The sequence below is a fragment of the Pseudomonas sp. ASL3 genome, assembly GCF_056680425.1.
The window spans coordinates 2395533-2411896 of the sequence record NZ_CM155281.1; the positions used below are offsets into that span (position 1 = coordinate 2395533).

14 protein-coding genes are annotated in these 16364 nt (G+C 57.4%); 5 read left to right on the forward strand and 9 right to left on the reverse strand.

Annotated features, from left to right (window positions below):
- Nucleotides 1–21: 21 nt before the first annotated feature.
- Nucleotides 22–1020: a GlxA family transcriptional regulator gene (locus tag AC1MEE_RS11070; protein WP_480415354.1), complete on the reverse strand. Its 999-nt coding sequence runs from the start codon at nucleotides 1018–1020 to the stop codon at nucleotides 22–24.
- Between the two features lie 104 nt (nucleotides 1021–1124).
- Between AC1MEE_RS11070 and AC1MEE_RS11075 the strand changes: the two genes are divergently transcribed.
- Nucleotides 1125–1679, forward strand: a complete 555-nt coding sequence (locus AC1MEE_RS11075; RefSeq protein WP_480415356.1) for a cysteine hydrolase family protein — start codon at nucleotides 1125–1127, stop codon at nucleotides 1677–1679.
- 79 nt (nucleotides 1680–1758) lie between these two features.
- On the opposite strand, the gene AC1MEE_RS11080 is transcribed toward AC1MEE_RS11075, so the two are convergent.
- Nucleotides 1759–2406, reverse strand: a complete 648-nt coding sequence (locus AC1MEE_RS11080; RefSeq protein WP_480415358.1) for a hypothetical protein — start codon at nucleotides 2404–2406, stop codon at nucleotides 1759–1761.
- A gap of 393 nt (nucleotides 2407–2799) precedes the next feature.
- Between AC1MEE_RS11080 and AC1MEE_RS11085 the strand changes: the two genes are divergently transcribed.
- Genes AC1MEE_RS11085 through AC1MEE_RS11095 form a run of 3 tightly spaced genes read left to right on the forward strand, consistent with a single transcriptional unit; the run spans nucleotide 2800 to nucleotide 5828 of the window.
- Nucleotides 2800–4110: an MFS transporter gene (locus AC1MEE_RS11085; RefSeq protein WP_480415359.1), complete on the forward strand. Its 1311-nt coding sequence runs from the start codon at nucleotides 2800–2802 to the stop codon at nucleotides 4108–4110.
- A 22-nt stretch (nucleotides 4111–4132) separates the two neighbouring features.
- The gene (locus tag AC1MEE_RS11090) at nucleotides 4133–4885 is read left to right on the forward strand and encodes a maleate cis-trans isomerase family protein (protein ID WP_480415361.1); all 753 of its coding nucleotides are present in this window, start codon (nucleotides 4133–4135) and stop codon (nucleotides 4883–4885) included.
- Between the two features lie 58 nt (nucleotides 4886–4943).
- A complete protein-coding gene (locus tag AC1MEE_RS11095; RefSeq protein WP_480415362.1) occupies nucleotides 4944–5828 on the forward strand; it encodes a LysR family transcriptional regulator in 885 nt (294 codons plus the stop codon).
- 79 nt (nucleotides 5829–5907) lie between these two features.
- Here AC1MEE_RS11095 and AC1MEE_RS11100 read toward each other — a convergent pair whose 3' ends face one another.
- Entirely contained in the window at nucleotides 5908–6426 is a 519-nt protein-coding gene (locus tag AC1MEE_RS11100) for a carboxymuconolactone decarboxylase family protein (protein ID WP_480415364.1), read from the reverse strand.
- Nucleotides 6427–6564: 138 nt separating this feature from the next.
- Between AC1MEE_RS11100 and AC1MEE_RS11105 the strand changes: the two genes are divergently transcribed.
- Entirely contained in the window at nucleotides 6565–7389 is an 825-nt protein-coding gene (locus AC1MEE_RS11105) for an AraC family transcriptional regulator (protein ID WP_480415365.1), read from the forward strand.
- 14 nt (nucleotides 7390–7403) lie between these two features.
- On the opposite strand, the gene tssM is transcribed toward AC1MEE_RS11105, so the two are convergent.
- From tssM to AC1MEE_RS11135, 6 genes are all read right to left on the reverse strand, one after another.
- Nucleotides 7404–11111 (reverse strand): type VI secretion system membrane subunit TssM, encoded by a 3708-nt coding sequence (gene tssM / locus AC1MEE_RS11110; RefSeq protein WP_480415366.1) that lies wholly within the window; start codon nucleotides 11109–11111, stop codon nucleotides 7404–7406.
- 81 nt (nucleotides 11112–11192) lie between these two features.
- Nucleotides 11193–11873, reverse strand: a complete 681-nt coding sequence (locus AC1MEE_RS11115; protein WP_480415367.1) for a DUF3592 domain-containing protein — start codon at nucleotides 11871–11873, stop codon at nucleotides 11193–11195.
- Nucleotides 11874–12020: 147 nt separating this feature from the next.
- Nucleotides 12021–13172: a formylglycine-generating enzyme family protein gene (locus AC1MEE_RS11120; RefSeq protein WP_480415368.1), complete on the reverse strand. Its 1152-nt coding sequence runs from the start codon at nucleotides 13170–13172 to the stop codon at nucleotides 12021–12023.
- Nucleotides 13173–13322: 150 nt separating this feature from the next.
- Nucleotides 13323–14345, reverse strand: coding sequence for a formylglycine-generating enzyme family protein (locus tag AC1MEE_RS11125; protein WP_480415369.1), 1023 nt, complete (start codon nucleotides 14343–14345; stop codon nucleotides 13323–13325).
- On the reverse strand, nucleotides 14342–15346 hold the full coding sequence (locus AC1MEE_RS11130; RefSeq protein ID WP_480415370.1) for a formylglycine-generating enzyme family protein: 1005 nt from the start codon (nucleotides 15344–15346) through the stop codon (nucleotides 14342–14344). Before AC1MEE_RS11130 ends, AC1MEE_RS11125 begins: the two co-directional genes overlap by 4 nt.
- Nucleotides 15343–16350 (reverse strand): formylglycine-generating enzyme family protein, encoded by a 1008-nt coding sequence (locus tag AC1MEE_RS11135; protein ID WP_480415371.1) that lies wholly within the window; start codon nucleotides 16348–16350, stop codon nucleotides 15343–15345. The genes AC1MEE_RS11130 and AC1MEE_RS11135 overlap by 4 nt, the downstream gene beginning before the upstream one ends.
- Between the last annotated feature and the right edge of the window lie 14 nt (nucleotides 16351–16364).

A 16364-nucleotide genomic window follows, 5' to 3' on the forward strand; every position in this document is an offset into this window, starting at 1 on the left:
TAATGGGCGCTACCGCTGTCGTCAGGCCCTGGTCATGTTGGTCGACGTGCCGACACCAAAGCGCCCCCGATAATCGCTCGGCGAAAGCCCGGTGATTTTCTTGAAGGTTGAGCGAAACGCGCCTGGATCCTGGTAGCCCACGGTCCAGGCGATATGGTCGACGGTGCGGTTGGTGAACTCGAGCATTTCGCGGGCCTTGCCAACCCGCAGGTGCTGACAGTATTCGGTGGGTTTGAGACCGGTCGCCGCACGAAAGCGGCGCAAGAAGGTTCGCTCCTCCAGACCGGCTTGAGCGGCCATCGCAGTCAGTGAAACATCCACCGCGCCACTGACCTGCAACCAGTGTTGCGCCTTGAGTACGGCTTCATCGCCATGGCCAAGAATGGGCGCGAAATTACCGCCGCATTGCGCACTGTCGCTGTGTTCGATTACCAGAAAACGTGCCGTAGCCGTGGCGATGCTCGGCCCCAGCAGGCGCTCCACCACCCTTAAACCCAGTTCAGCCCAGGCCATCAGACCAGCCGTGGTGATGAGGTCGCCATCGTCGATCATGGGTTTGTCGGCATCCACCTTAAGCAGGGGGAAGCGTTCGCTCAGTATCCTGGCTTGGGTCCAGTGAGTGGTAACGGTCCGCCCCGCAAGCAACCCGGTTTCGGCCAATAGAAACGCACCGAGACACACCGAACCGATAACCGCCCCCGCACTGTGCTGTCGTGTTATCCATTGCGCCAGCGTCTGCAACGACTCCGCCGACGGTAGATCGGCCAGGGATGGCGGGATCAACACAGCGACGGGTTGGCTGGTGAGTTGCGGTTGGCTGTCGAAACCCCGCTCGATGGGCATGCCCGGCGTCGTGGCGCACCAATGACTAATTCGCAGCAGCGGCAGGTTCGCCGTGGGTTGTTCGCGGACCATGCGGTTGGCCACCGCGAACAGATCGGTCAAGCCATGCACGGCAGCCATCTGCGCTCCCGGATAAACCAGTAGCCCGATCTCGGCTACCTCTATTTGCCCTGCCATTGTCAGTTTAGCCCCCGATATTGTCGTTCCGGCCAATCCTCAGACGGCGCTGGGGGGCCAATACTTCATCCCACAGACACACCCACTCAACCAAGGAACACGCCATGTCCAAGCAAGCGCTTATCGTAGTCGATATTCAAAACGACTACTTCCCTGGCGGAAAATGGCCGCTGAGCGGCGTCGAAGCGGCCGCCGACAATGCTGCGCGGATCATCGCGGCCGCGCGCTCGGCGGGCGATCTGGTGGTGTATATCCGTCACGAGTTCACCCGCGACGACGCCCCATTCTTCACCCCGGGCTCTGAAGGCGCACACCTGCACCCCAAGGTGCTCAACCAGCCCAATGAGCCAGTGATACTCAAGCACCACGTCAATTCGTTTCTCGACACCGATCTCGGTGCGCTGCTTGAGCGTCACGCTATCAAGAACCTGGTCATTGTCGGCAGCATGAGTCACATGTGTATTGACGCCGTGACCCGCGCCGCCGCCGACTTTGGCTACACGGCCACGGTAATTCACGACGCCTGCGCTTCTCGCGATCTGGAGTTCAACGGCCTGACCGTGCCCGCAGCGCATGTGCATGCGGCGTTCATGGCTGCGCTCGATTTTGGCTACGCGAGCGTCGTGTCGACTGAGCAGTTTCTTGCCCAAACTCGCTGAGCCGCTCATTGCCGAGTGACCGTAGAAAAGAAGGCCCTGCGCCGGCAGGATCTCAGGCGCAGAGTTTTATTACCGTGAGTCAGACGGAGGAAAGACCGAGCTTGGCTTTCAGGTCATTGGCCGATTGCGTCATCTGCAACAGCGCATTGTTCATGAACGACTGTCCTTGACCATCAGCGCTGGTGCCGGTACTGGAACTGGTGCCTGTGCCGGCGCTGGCGTTGGCCTGCATTTCAGTCTGCTTCTTGATGATGTCAGCCAATTTGGCCTCTATCTTGGCCTTCTGATCAGGAGGCAGGGCTTTGAGGTCCGCCTCGGTGAGTCCCATGCCTTTCAAGTCGCTATAGCGCATTTTCTGCGCAGGCGTCAGCGCCATGTAGTCCTTGAATTCCTGCAGCGGACTACTTGTAGAGCTAGTACTTGACGATGCACTTACGCCACTTACCCCAGACGTTTGCGAGAGGTCAGCGCTGCTGCTGGCGCTATCCGTCGGGGCCACTTGCCCACCCATGTTCTGCAAGCTGACCAGCATCTTCGCGAATGCTTCTTCGCGGTCTGCTTCTGACTGCTGACTGGATGCGCTCGACTGGGTCGAGGTGCTGCTACTGCCGACCGTGGTCGCTTGAGCGGTCGGGTCGGACAAGCTGAGGAAGTCGGTTGACTGGGAGGTTGAGCGTTGTACCGGAACTACATAATCAGGCCTGCCCAGGCTGTTGATAATGGTCATTCGGTTACTCCAATAAATGTCGCATTGTTGGAATGCATCTGAACCCGCAGGAGCAAAGCGCGTGCCAGATATCAGATTGCCGCCAGAGGCCGCGGTTTTATTGGGTGTGAACCTGGCGAGGTAATAAAAATTTACAAGAAAAAGGCAGGGAGTTGCCGTCGCCGGCAATCGGTTGCCGCCACTTGAGTGCATTCACCCCATGACTGTTCGCACACTGCCATCGCACGCTGCCATCGCATTCGGCGATGGCAGGCTCGTGAATGCCTGATATACGGGCCAAATCAGCGCTTCTAGTATTCCTGCCACATGACTACTCATTCCAGACCGCTGCCCGGTTTTGAATGAGTCCACAAAACAATAAGTCGACTACGACGAAAGAATGTGAGGAAAACCATGACTGCGATCCCGACTGCGGCACCGGCTTCCACCACGAGCAACAACAGTCTCACCGAAGGCCAGCGTTACCTGACGCTGGGCGGCTCCTGGGCCGCCTGGTTGTTCGATGCGCTGGACGCGACCATTTTCGGTTTTGTGCTGTTGGCCATCGCCAAAACCTTCTCCGTCGGCATGGGCGATGTCGTATCGACCGTCGCCTGGTTCTTGCTGGCGACCGGTATTGGCGGGTTCTTCCTGGGCAATATCTCCGACAGGATCGGCCGCAAGAAAACCATGATGCTCTCGGTGTTCGTCTACGGTACCGGCACCCTGCTCTGTGGGTATGCCGACAGCTTGTGGCAGCTCAATCTCTGCCGTTTTTGCGTCGGTATTGCTGTCGGCGGGCTGTGGTCCGCCGCAGCGGCGCTGGTGTCTGAGATCTGGCCACCGGCCGGTCGTGCCAAGGCTTTTGCCGTGATGCAAACCGGTTGGTCGGGCGGCGGTCTTCTGGCTGCGGTGTTCGCCTGGACGTTTCTGAAGACAGATGATCCCGAGTCATGGCGCTCTCTGTTCATCTATGCCTCGATCCCGGCTTATTTCACGCTGGTGTTCATCATGCTATTCGTCAAGGAGTCACCGGTCTGGCTGGCTAACCGCGAATTCATGCGGCAGAACAGCGACAAAGGGCGGTTGCTGGAGATCTTCCGTCCGCAGTACCTCAAAGTGACGATGCTGGGCCTGAGCATCTCGGTACTGGGCATGTACGGCTACTGGATCATCAGCACCTTCATGCCCGCTTACTTGCAGAACATTCTGAATGTGCGCATCGATCAGGCGCCAGTGTTCGTCATCTGGATCGGCATTGGCGCCACCATCGGTTATCTGGCCTACGGCTACCTGGCTGAAAGCCTGGGCCGTCGGTTGTCGTTCGCGATCTTCTTCGCCGGTATGGCGATCATGGTTCCGGTCTTCGCTTTCTCCGCGACCTTGATGCCACTGACCGACGGCAAGCTGCTGTTCACCACCCAGAACGTGATCACGCTCGGCTCCCTGGCGGCGTTGCTCGGCTTCTTCACCGGTTATTTCAGCGGTTTTGGTGCGTGGTACTCGGAGTTGTTTCCGACCAGCATCCGCTCCACCGCCTCAGGCTTCTGCTTCAACTTCGGCCGCGTGGGTGCGATTGCCGGCATCAAACTGGTGCCCATCCTGATCCCCCTGGTGGGCTTCACCGCGACCATTTCGCTGGCCTCTGTTTCTTATGCGATTGCCGCCGTCATGGTGTTCACGCTTCAGGAAACCAAGGGCGTTCAATTGACCAGCGGCAACTGACTTTCAATAGAAGGATTGAATCATGAAAAATTTTCGTATTGGCCAAATCGTTCCAAGCTCCAACACCACCATGGAAACCGAAATCCCGGCGATGCTGACCTCGCGTTACTCGCTGTTCCCTGAAGAGCACTTCACCTTTCACTCGGCGCGCATGCGCATGATGAACGTCAGCTCTGAAGAGCTGAAAAGAATGGACGTGGACAGCGACCGTTGCGCACTGGAACTGAGCGACGCTCGCGTAGACGTCATGGCCTACGCCTGCCTCGTCGCAATCATGTGCCAAGGCGCGGGTTACCACAAAGTGTCCCAGGCACGCCTGAGCAAAACGGTCGAAAGCAACAACGCACCGACGCCGATACTCAGCTCGGCAGGTGCCCTGATCGACAGCCTCAACGTTCTGGGCTACAAAAAAGTCGCGATCATCACGCCGTACATGAAGCCACTGACCCAACAGGTCATCGACTACATCGAAGCCGCCGGGATTGAAGTGACGGACTCGATCAGTCTGGAAGTCTCCGACAACCTGGCCGTGGGTCGCCTGGACCCGATGAATCTGGTGGCACACGCTGATCGCCTGAATATCGGTCAAGCCGAAGGCGTGGTGCTTTCAGCCTGCGTGCAGATGCCTTCGTTGCCGGCGATTCAGGTGGTCCAGGATCGTCTCGACATGCCCGTGTTGTCGGCTTCGGTGAGCACCGTGTACCAGATTCTCAAGACCCTGGGCCTGAACGCTCAAGTGCCGAATGCTGGCTATCTGCTCTCGGGCGCGTTCTGACACCGATGTTTAAGGGGTACTATCGGCGGAGTCTCGGCATTTGAGCCCGCTACCCCTTATGAAACTCGATCCTGTGTCCCTGCGTCTGTTTGTCAGTGTCATTGAAGAAGGCACTATTGCGGCCGCCGCCAAACGCGAACACATCGCTGCAGCGGCGGTCAGCAAGCGCCTCAGTGAGCTGGAAGATCTGCTCGACTCGCAACTGTTGGTGCGTACCAACAAGGGGATCACCCCCACGGCGGCGGGCATTTCCCTGCTGTATATGGCGCGCAGCGTGCTCAACAACCTGAACGAGATTGTCGTGCAGATGCACGATTACTCCCACGGTCGTCGCGGCTCCATTCATGTGCTGGCGAACATCTCGGCCATCACCCAATTCATGCCCGCGCTACTCAAGTCGTTCATGGACCTCTACCCACTCATCCAGATCACCCTGGAAGAAAAGGAAAGCCTGGCGATCACCAAGGGCATCGCCGAAAACCGTGCCGATATTGGCATCTTCACCCGCCTGCCCCACGGGTCTGACGTCGAGGTTTATCCGTTTCGTACCGATCAGTTGGTATTGTTGGTGCCAGACGGGCATCCGCTGGCCAGCCGCGACAGGGTCACCTTTGCCGAAACCCTCGACCATGACTACGTGGCGCTGCGCAGCGGTACTCATCTCAACTTCCAGATGATCAAGGCCGCCAGCGACGTCGGACGATCGCTCAAGCTGCGCATGGAGGTTTCCAGTTACGACGCGTTGTGCTTGATGGTCCAGGCCGGAATCGGTATCGGCATCCTGCCTCAGGGCAGCGTCGACATTTACAGCATCCACAACGCAAAAACCATCATCCTCGATGAGCCCTGGGCGTCGCGTGAACTGACGCTGTGCGTGCGCTCACGCGACGCGTTATCGGTTACAGCGCGCTTGCTGTTCGATCATATGCTGGCGTCCGCGTAACGCCCGCCTGCCGATCCTCTGTGGGAGCAGGCTTGCCTGCGAATAGGGCAACGCATTACGCCGCCCAGGCGCTTGCGCCTCACACTTCGACAGCAGGGAAATCAACGTCGGTGGCCGCTACGTTGTTCACGTAATTGGTGATCGTCAACAAAGCGACCTGCATAACGACTTCGATGATCTTCGCGTCGGTCAGGCCTGCGGCACGGGCAGCGGCAAGTTGCTCATCGCTCACACGTCCATGGGCCGACGAGACTTGACGGGCCAGGACCGTATAGGCGCTCAGTTCACCATCACGGGCGCTGCGAATAGCTTCGGCAGACATGCCGGCCTTGCCGCCAAACAGCGTATGCGCGGCCAGGCAGTATTCGCATTCGTTGACCTGGGAAGTAGCGAGAGCAATAGACTCGCGTTCAACCGCGCTCAGCGAGTTCTTACCGAACGCTTGGGAGAATTGCAGATAACTCCCCAGAGCGGCTGGCGCATGGGCCAGGGTCTTGAAGACATTGGGAAGGATGCCCATACTCTTTTTCACGCCCTCAAGCAGCGAAAGCGAAGCGGCAGGCGCTTGTTCAAGGGTCAGAGCCGGGATACGTGACATGGTGATTCTCCGAAAGATTCAGACGCTAAGTGCGCTGATGACGGAGCCTATGTTAGGGATGAAGCTGATACACTCGGATGCAAATCGTCGCTATTATGCGACCCATCGTCCAAGCATGTTCCCGCGCGGAGAAAATCCATGGATCGTCTATCCGCCCTGCTGACGCACTTTGGCGTACGTGCCGGGACCTTTCACAGCGGCGCCTTTTGCGGCATTTCCGCATTCGATGATGAAGAACCGCGCGGTCATATTCATCTGCTGCAAGCCGGGCAGATCACGCTCAGGCTCGCCGATAACAGCGAACGCCTGATCACCGAGCCAACCCTGATCTTTTTCCCCCGCCCCTATCACCATCGGTTGAGCGCCAGCGAAGCAGACGGTACGCAATTGGTCTGTGCTTCGTTGAACTTCAACGGTGGCGTGAACAACCCGCTCTCGGCCGCGCTGCCTGATTACCTGGTGTTGCCGCTTGAGGGCATGTCGACGCTGGGCACCACACTGGACTGGTTGTTCAACGAGGCATCCGCCGAGGAGTGCGGGAAGGACGCGACCATGGACCGGCTTTTCGAGCTGCTGGTGATTCAGCTGCTGCGTCACCTGCTGGCGACCCAGAGCATGGCCAGCGGTATGCTGGCCGGGCTGGCTGACCCTCGATTGTCACGGGCCTTGAACCTGATGCACGCCAACCCGCAACAAGCCTGGACGGTGGCCGCACTCGCCACCGCCGCGAACATGTCACGGGCCAGTTTCGCTGCACACTTTCATGCAGTCATCGGGCAACCCCCGGCCGACTACCTGATGAGCTGGCGCATCAGTCTGGCGCAAAAGCGCTTGCGCGACGGCAAACCCATTGCCCTGATTGCTGATGAAGTCGGCTATGAAAGCCCCTCAGCCCTCGCCCGCGCCTTTCGGCGCAAGACCGGCACCAGCCCACGAGACTGGTTGCGCAGTCAAACGGAGTAATAACCGGCATGTCCTCACGACGGGCTAAACGGCTGCGGTTCCACCTTCGCCACCGGCGTTTTCAGCGCGTCCTGCAACAAGGTTCGCGGCAACACAAAGCCGCTGAAACTGCGCTGGGTAAACGGGTTGTTGGCCTTCTCGGCACTGACCCGGTAGCGCATGACGCCATCACCCATCTTGAAGCCAAGGTCGACACTGGTGACGGTGCTGCCGTTGAGGTACCCACGGCTGAGCAGGCGGAACAGCGACCATGGCCCGCGATAAGCAAGGCTGTTGCTGTTGCCGGTGGTGTTGACCAGGGTGATTTTGCTGCCGCTGCCCTCGCCCAGGGTATTGGGCCAGATCAGACCGATACTGTTACTCGGCCCATGGCTGTAAGGGATCAACTGACCGTCCACGCCGAGCACGCTGCTAAGCCGGTTGGGGGTCAGGCCCAAGGGTTCGACGGTGAACTGCACGCTGAGCGCGCCACGGTTGTTGAAGAAGGTTTCGCGGATGCGGTTAGCCGCTTCCAGCTGCGTCAGTACATCGGGGCGCACCAGGTAGCCGCCACGGCTTTCCGAGTACAGGGCGTCCAGATTGTCCTTGATGAACACCTTGAGGTATTGATCATGGAACTGCTGCAAGCGACCCTGTGGGCCGAAAAAGGCTTCGAAGTCTTCCAGCGACGCATCGGCGCTGCTGCCAGGGTTGAACGGGTAGCGCCCGGCCAGTCGTTGGCTATAGAAGCTGTAGACATCCGCATCCCAACGTTTTTCCAGTTCGCGCAAGGCTTCGATCACCAAGACCTGTGAGGATTGGTCCGCGAGTGTCTTCACATGCCGATTGAGCGGCTCCGGCAAACCTGCCGCGACGCGCTGGAGGTTGCTAATGGGGTCCGGCCCTTGCAGTGAAAAGCGCTTAAGCACTGCCGTAAGGGCCGCTTTACCCCGATCAGGATTATCCTGAACCGCTTTGGTGTAGTCATAAACCGCGCTGACCGCACGCAGGGCTTCATCGAAATACGAAGGATTTTCGCCCTTGGCAGTGAGCAAGTCAGTCAAGGAAACGAAAGCGCGTCGAATGTTGGCCGCCTGTTCTCGACCCACGTCCTCACCTGGTTTGCGCTTGACCTCAATCAACGCCTGGCCTTCGATCGCCACAACGGGCGGGTAGATCACGGTGTTATCGCGCACGGTTTCCAGCAGTCGGCGCAAGGGGGCCGACGGCCCCGTGACGTGTTCCAGTACCGTCACGGCCTGGGTAAGGTCGTTGAAATCGGTGACGACCAGTTGGTTCAGCCCACGCCGCCAGCTGTCGACGTAATCAGCGGTGTAGAGCGAACGGATACGCTTGGCCAAGGTTTTCGTGTCCTGCTCCGAATAATCCAGGCTGCGGCGCTCGCCCAATACCCATTGATCAATCATCGCCAGCTCGGTGACGTTCTGGCTGTTCGGTTCGAAATAATCCTTGAACCCCTTGGCGGTCAGCAACGGCGCAAGGGTAATGCCCGGCCCGGCCGACGTGGCCGAATCACCATCGGTCTTGCTGTGGGCGGCGTGATAGACGATATCGAACGCCGGACCGATCTCGTGACGCAAGTCCAACGGTGCATGCAGGGTTTCCAGAGCGTCCTGCTTCAGCGTCATGTACACACGCTGCTGCAAGGGGATCTTGCGCAGCTCCTGTTGCACGCTGGCGATCAACGGACGGTCGTGCGGCAGGTCAACATCCGCGTACTGCATCGCATAAGCCAGATGCGCCATCAGCGCTTTCTGGACCTGGCCCTCGGCGGGATAGGCCGCTTGCCATTGCTTGGCCATCCAGTCCTCAACGATGGCGGGCCGGCGGTTCTGCCGGTCCTCGATCATCCGATACACCCGCAGCGCCGCCAGTTGTTGGTTGCTGCCCGCGGGCGCAGCGTTGATCGCATCGAGCACGCCACTGGCAATGGCCGGCAGGAAGCGTCGCGACAGCAAGCGCAGATAGGCTTCGTCAACCTTAGGCCCGATCGCCCGGCCCTGGTACAGGCCGGTGTCCGCCACCAGCGGCCAGGCGTTTCGATAGTCACCGTAGACGGACACCGCCTCCCGGATCTGATTCAACGGCGCCAACAGGTTGCGACCGGTCGCCTCGATCCGCGCATCGATCTCCCCCGCGCTGAATTCCTTGCTCTTGGCCAGGACGCTGACCGCCTTGTCGCGGTTGATGCCGAAATAATACTGCCAGGTACCGACCACCAACAGGCAGCCCAGCGCTGCGACGGTGGAACTGGCGATCAGGGCATGGCGCTTACTGGCCAATACCTTGACGTTGTCCCCCGCCAGACCGGCCTCGGGGTAGATGACCTGCTGGAACACCTTTTGCGCGAAATAGATGACTGAACGGCCTGCGGGTTTGACGTCCAATGGCGGCTCGCTCAGGTCATAGGGTTCGCCAGCTGCGTCAACAAAGGCATTGGACAGCAACCCCTGTTGGCACACCGAGGAAAAGTACACACCGCGTACCAAGGCCGATGGGCTATGCCGATCACTGCCCAGGATACTGCGCAAATAAACCGGCAGAACCTGACGGATACCGTCCAACTGACGCCCCAGCGAATACAGGCGGTCTCGCTGCTCGATCGTATGGGGAGCACTCAGTGCGTCGAATATATGGTCATTCAACCGAGCGACAAAACGGTGATAGCGGCCAAAAAACTCCTTCAGCCAGGCGTCAAAATCGTTGACGGAATCCAGGGTGAAAGTAAAACCGAGAATGTCGTCGCGCACCGAACGTGGCAAACCAGCGAAGAACTCCTCAAAGCCTTCGAGCAGATCGAACTTGCTCAACACCACATACACGGGTAAGCGGCTACCTAATTGTTGAGTCAATTCCTTGAGGCGCTTCCTTAGCGGGGTTGCCATTGCCTGGCGCTCGCTGGGCTCCTGACCGATCAAAATGCTGATGTCGATCATCAGCACCACGCCATTGAGTGCCCGACGGCTACGATTGCGCCCCAACCAATCCAGTAAATGCCCCCAGAGACGCGGATGGATGTCTGCGGGGAGCGTGTCAGTCGGTGCCTCACTTTGCGCGGCCGTTGCGGGGTCGACCTTTTCAGCAGATTCTTCATCCTGGTTCGTCGGTTGATTGCCCCCGACGCTTGACTGACTGATGAATTCGCCGGGTGGATCGATCAGTAACGCCTCGCTGCCCATCCACCATTCCACGTTATAGGCCAGTTGCTCGTCCTGAACCGACTTTCGCTCGTCGGCGCTGGTGACCCTGGTTAACGAAAAGTCCTGACTGGCCCGCTGAATAAAACTGCTCTTGCCAGTGTTTTCCTGGCCCAGCATCAGATACCACGGGATGTCGTACAGCCCCTTGCGCCCGATGTTATCGCGCCAGATATGCAGCCGTTCATTCAGCGCCCGCTCCTGCGCTTCCACAAAAGGCAGGCAAGGGTCGGCCTCAAGCGCCGCCTCGTGCCGACGTTCGGCCTCCAGCCTCTGGTTGCGCTTGTGCACGAACCACGCCCAGAGCAACAGCGGGATAACCACCACGACCACACTCGCCGACACGCGCATGGCGAACTCAGCCAGGGGTCGCTGATCGTCTCGCCACACCCAGTGCGGCCCCAGCCACCAGATCGTGATCAGCAAAAACACCATGCCCAGCCCCAGCAACACCGGTGTAGCGGTCTTGAACTGACGCAACAACGGCAGACCCCAGCGTTTCATGTAACTCCAGATATTCCCCATGCGTGCTTACCTCTACTCCTTTAATCCTTGGTCGGTGTCCGATGCTGGACACCGTGATGTTTCCGCCCCACGGGCAACCAGCTACGCCAGCTCCGGCAAGAAGCGGGTGTCCATGCTGTAGCGCTTGGGCCGTTGCGGATCGATCCACACTTGCACCTGCTTCTCGGGCAGGTAAGGCGAAGGGTCGTACCAGAGACTCGGGCTGTAGAACAAGTGCAGCTTGTTCGTCGCCGGGTTCAGCCATTGCGCAACAACTCGCCAGGGATACTTGCCATTGATGCAGATCGCCATATTGGGTTCCGTCCCCATGACCTGCGCATAAATGGCCTGCCCGGTAAGCGCCAGCTCGCCCTCACGACGTTTCGCGACCTTGGGCATAAGCACCAGCAACACCAGCATGACGCCGCCGATGAACAGAAACAGCAGCCCCATGCCCCCAACGAGCACACCGAAGAACCAGTTTTCACCAAAGGTATCGATCCGGGCCTTTTGCGCAGCCTCCGGCGCATAGACGATCGGAACGTCACCAGCAATCTCGTAGTCATTGGGCCGGGAACACACACTGCCCCTGATCCGAACCGATTGGCCTTGCGCGGTCAAAAACTCAACGGTGACGCAACCGTCGGCGCTCAACGCCACGACTTTGCCCGTTGTCCTCAACTGGCTGGCCTGCTCCGTATAGCGCTCAAACTGCGCCACCGCCGCCCAGACCAACAGCGCCATGCCGACACCTGCCGTAATCCATGCCCATCTTGTTTTCATGTGTTGTCCTTGTGATGTCCTGATTGCCTGGCAAGTGCCTGGAGTGCCAGCGCGATAAGGCGCTGAACGATGATGAAGTGAGTGAAGTTGGGTGACTGGCTGGCAAGCGCGTGCCATATGCCGCCAGACGATGTTGTAAACATGCCGTCAGGTGCTTTCATTCAGAGGTTTGCTTTGTTGAATGGCACAACGGAAGCTGTTGGTTCGGTAGTAATCTTCGAGCACAGGATTGTCGTGGAGGCGCCACATTCGTATGTTTGGTTTCAACTCCCCTGACGCCCAAGGTGCCCATAGGGCGCTACTGCCGCGCAAAACTTTTTCGGTGCCCTTGGTCGGCCCCTGCGGGTTGTCCTTCGGCGCACGCCGGTAGTAATCCGGTCCATACCAATCGTTAACCCAAGACACCGCCGTCGCGGTCATGTTGTAAAGGCCCAGTGGGTTGGGCGGAAATGCGTCGACCGGATAGGTATTGCTGCTGGAATAAGGATGATTGCGACCGAAGTCGTTAATGTTAATGTCGCTTACAAAAGGTATAGAGGCATATTCGTACTGCGCTTCAGTGGGTAAGTCCACCGGCAGGCCGCTTAACTCCCCTAACCAAAGGCAATAATTCTTGGCTTCCTGCCACACCTTGCTGCGGGCGTGAAAGGTGGGGTGATACAGGTGTGGCTCGCGTAAGCGAAGCGGTTCGGTAAAACCGTGCTGGCGATCACTTTCAGTCAGCGCCGCGCCATACAATGGCAACTCCGTAAATGTGCGAAAACGATCGTCCTCATCGATAGTTGTGAAAAATTTTGCCATATAGAAACTGTCGAGACGTACCGTATACCGAGGTAAATCCTCTTCCGATATAAATGTGCTGTCCTTGCCACAGGGCGATTCACACACATGGTCGGCCTCGTATTCAATCGTGCCGTAATCATGCCTTTCGAACGAGCCACCTTCGATCAAGACCATATTGTCGATAGCACTGATCACCTGTTGTTTCAGGGCTTGGCGTTCCAAGGTGCCCCGCTGCGAATAACGTTGATCGATACGTTCGACGATGGTCTTGATCTGTTGGGTGCTCAAAGACTTGCTGGCGAGCGTGTCAGTGTCCCGATGGGCTACCCAAGACTCACGCGCAGTGAGAAACACCCTGAATCTGTCGTTGTCGTTGTTCGATGGTGACCACGGCCGCAGCCGCTGCTCCGTTTGTTGATCGGGAACGGCTGGGTTGGGTTGAGCTTGTAATACTGCGACGCAAGCGAAAAATGCAACACCCGTACCGGTAATAATCCATAACTGTTTTGCGTTCATGCTCTCTCCTTGTGGTGTTCGGCGTTTCTGGTAATTGCTTGGTGCATCGGTGTCGCAAAATGTCGAAGGATGATGAAGTGCGTGATACTAAGTGGCCAACTGCCGATGATGCAGGCGTCGCAGCCAACCAGCATCGCTGCAGGTTGTTTATTAAGCGTCTTCATTCAACGGACCGCCCTGCTGGATAGCGCAGCGGAAGCCGCTGGGAAAGTAGTCGAACTCGCTTACTGGCAAGGCGTGATGCCGTTTAATCGTCAGGGCACGATAATGATCCGATGAGGAACTGTTACCCCGGTGGACTTTATGAGTGCCCGTGGTAGGTCCGAGTGGGTTATCTACGGGAGAGTGCTGATAATAGTCCGGGGCATACCAGTCATTAACCCAGGATGACATATTATCGCCCATATCATATAAGCCCAATGGATTTGGAGGAAAGTAACCCACTGGGTAGCCACTCCAGTCACCACTCACATTGTATCCCTTCTCGATGCTGCCATTATTGGTTGCATAAACCAAATAACGACCGCGAGAGCGTGCGGCATATTCGTACTGCGCTTCGGTGGGTAAGTCTACTGGCAGACCACTCAACCCCCCAATCCACAAGCAATAGTCCTTGGCCTCCTGCCAGACCTTGCTTTTGGCTGGAAGATTGGGAGCGTATGTCACAGGAGAACGGAGGCGGTGCGGTTTTTCTTCACCCCATTTAAGGTCATCATCGGTCAACTCCATACCCTGTAGCGGTAACGCCGTGAATTTACGAAAGCGATCATCATCGCCGATGGTGGTGAGGTATTTGGACATATAGAAACTGTCCAACCGCACCGTGTGAACAGGAGAAGCGTCTGATCGACCTAAAAGAAGGCCCCTGTCTTCGATATTCATACCGCAGGGCCACTCACACATTTCGACAGGATCGTAGTCGTCAAACCAACCAAAGTCCCCCATCTCGAAAGTTCCGCCCTCGACGAAGACCATACTTCCGATGGTAGCAACTACCTGCTGCAGCAATGCCTGACGGTCCAGTTCGGACTGTTGTGGGTAGCGATCATGAATTCGCTCAGCGATAGCGATAAGCTGTTCGATACTAAGGAGCGGCTTATGAACGACACGCTCATTACAACCACTCAAGCACACGATCACAACCGATACCCATAGGCCATTAAGAACCTTCATTTCAGCGGTTCTCCTTTTTGAATGGCGCAGCGAAAACTGTGGGAGTACGCATAATCATATAACATGGGCTCTTCATTAAGGCGGCGCGTCGTCATAGCAACTGTCGATGATTGCAGGTTGTGCCCCCCCCGTAAAACTTTACGGGCTCCAGTGGCAGGCCCCTGCGGGTTATCAACGGGCGATTTCAAGTAATAATTCCAGTCGTACCAGTCGTTGACCCAGGACAGCGCGTTATCGCCCATATCATATAGGCCCAATGGATTGGGCGGGAATGACCCTACGGGATAAATCCTGATGCCACCATGAACGTTACGCCCTCTTTGGACGCTACCATTGTCAGTTGCGTAAACAAGATAGCGACCGCGAGACCGAGCGGCATATTCGTACTGTGCTTCGGTGGACAGATCTACCGGCAAACCGCTTAACTCTCCCAGCCACAGGCAATAGTCCTTGGCTTCTTGCCATAGTTTGCTACGGGCTGGTAATTGGGAAGTGTAGCGTTGAGGGGTTCGGAGGCGCGCAGGTACTGTAATCCCGTATTCACGGTCCTCATCGGTTAGTTCGGAAGCATATAACGGTAGACCTGTGAATTTACGAAATCTATCATCTTCGCCTATGGTGGTCAGGTACTTGGATATATAGAAACTATTAAGGCGTACGGTATGCAAATAATAGGAGTCCCAATTATCTACCAACCTTAACCTTGCCTCGCCCTTCCCCCTGTCGCAGGGCCATTCACACATGTTCTCGGGGTCGAATTTACCAATCCAGCCGAAATCCCCCATCTGAAAAACACCCCCTTCAACAAAAACCATATTGTCGATGGCGGTTACTACATGTTTCAACAGGGCTTGGCGTTCCGAAGTGGGTTGTTGTGGGTAGCGTTGCTCAATAGTTTCAGCAATAGCCGCTACGTGTTTGGCGCTCAAGGATTGGCTTGGATTGCAGCCACCCAAACTCAGTAATATTGCTGCCGAGCACACTAGACTAAGCACGTTCATTTCAATGGCTCGCTTTGTTGGATGGCGCAGCGGAAGCTGTTGGTCGAGTAGTACTCCTCAAGGACGGGGTTGTCAGGGCGACGCCATATGGTCATGGCAAAGCTCGGCTCCGATCGAACATCACTCCCACGTCGGACTTTCTGAGCACCAGTAACCGGCCCCTGCGGATTGTCCACCGGCGAATGCTGGTAGTAATCCTCTGCGTACCAGTCATTGACCCAGGACACCGCGTTGCCGCTCATGTCATATAGGCCCAACGGATTGGGGGGCCAACTGCCAACCGGCTGGATGGCACTGGTCTTATTAAAATTGCGTCCCTTGTTGATGCTGCCATTATCAGTGGCATACACCACATAACGCCCACGAGAACGCGCCGCATATTCGTACTGGGCCTCGGTGGACAGGTCCACCGGCAGGCTGCTCAACTCCCCCAGCCACAGACAGTAGTCCTTGGCTTCCTGCCAGAGCTTGCTGCGGGCCGGGAAATCGGGTTTAAAGAGCCTGGCCTCACTAATTCGGTACGGCTCGGTCAACCCGTGCTCACGCTCTTTGTCAGTCAACTCCATGCGATACCACGGCAATCCCGTAAACGTACGGAAGCGGTCATCCTCGGCAATCGTGGTGAGGTATTTGGCCATATAAAAACTGTCCAAACGAACGGTATGCAGGGGGCGCGAATCGGCATTCGGCACCAGCGGCCATAGTTCATCCTTGTCTATGCCGCAGGGCCATTCACACATGTTGCTGGGCTCGTATACACCGATCCAGCCGAAGTCGCCCATCTCGAAAGTGCCGCCCTCGACGAAGACCATATTGTCGATGGCGGTGACCACCTGTTGCAGCAGGGCCTGACGTTCCAACGCCGGCTGATTGGGGTAGCGCTGCTCGATGCGTTCAGCGATGGCGGTGACGTGTTTCGCACTGAGGGACTGACTGGGAATCGCGCTGGCATTGCAGCCTCCCAGTACTAACAGTGCGGCGAAAACTCCGACTAAACGCGGCATGTTTAATTCCGTGT

Bases quoted from the DNA above. Each gene is read 5' to 3' on its own strand.
- AC1MEE_RS11080 (WP_480415358.1), bottom strand. From the start codon at position 2,406: ATGACCATTATCAACAGCCTGGGCAGGCCTGATTATGTAGTTCCGGTA.
- AC1MEE_RS11130 (WP_480415370.1), bottom strand. From the start codon at position 15,346: ATGAACGTGCTTAGTCTAGTGTGCTCGGCAGCAATATTACTGAGTTTG.
- AC1MEE_RS11135 (WP_480415371.1), bottom strand. From the start codon at position 16,350: ATGCCGCGTTTAGTCGGAGTTTTCGCCGCACTGTTAGTACTGGGAGGC.
- AC1MEE_RS11125 (WP_480415369.1), bottom strand. From the start codon at position 14,345: ATGAAGGTTCTTAATGGCCTATGGGTATCGGTTGTGATCGTGTGCTTG.
- AC1MEE_RS11100 (WP_480415364.1), bottom strand. From the start codon at position 6,426: ATGTCACGTATCCCGGCTCTGACCCTTGAACAAGCGCCTGCCGCTTCG.
- AC1MEE_RS11085 (WP_480415359.1), top strand. From the start codon at position 2,800: ATGACTGCGATCCCGACTGCGGCACCGGCTTCCACCACGAGCAACAAC.
- AC1MEE_RS11105 (WP_480415365.1), top strand. From the start codon at position 6,565: ATGGATCGTCTATCCGCCCTGCTGACGCACTTTGGCGTACGTGCCGGG.
- AC1MEE_RS11095 (WP_480415362.1), top strand. From the start codon at position 4,944: ATGAAACTCGATCCTGTGTCCCTGCGTCTGTTTGTCAGTGTCATTGAA.
- tssM (WP_480415366.1), bottom strand. From the start codon at position 11,111: ATGGGGAATATCTGGAGTTACATGAAACGCTGGGGTCTGCCGTTGTTG.
- AC1MEE_RS11090 (WP_480415361.1), top strand. From the start codon at position 4,133: ATGAAAAATTTTCGTATTGGCCAAATCGTTCCAAGCTCCAACACCACC.
- AC1MEE_RS11070 (WP_480415354.1), bottom strand. From the start codon at position 1,020: ATGGCAGGGCAAATAGAGGTAGCCGAGATCGGGCTACTGGTTTATCCG.
- AC1MEE_RS11115 (WP_480415367.1), bottom strand. From the start codon at position 11,873: ATGAAAACAAGATGGGCATGGATTACGGCAGGTGTCGGCATGGCGCTG.
- AC1MEE_RS11120 (WP_480415368.1), bottom strand. From the start codon at position 13,172: ATGAACGCAAAACAGTTATGGATTATTACCGGTACGGGTGTTGCATTT.
- AC1MEE_RS11075 (WP_480415356.1), top strand. From the start codon at position 1,125: ATGTCCAAGCAAGCGCTTATCGTAGTCGATATTCAAAACGACTACTTC.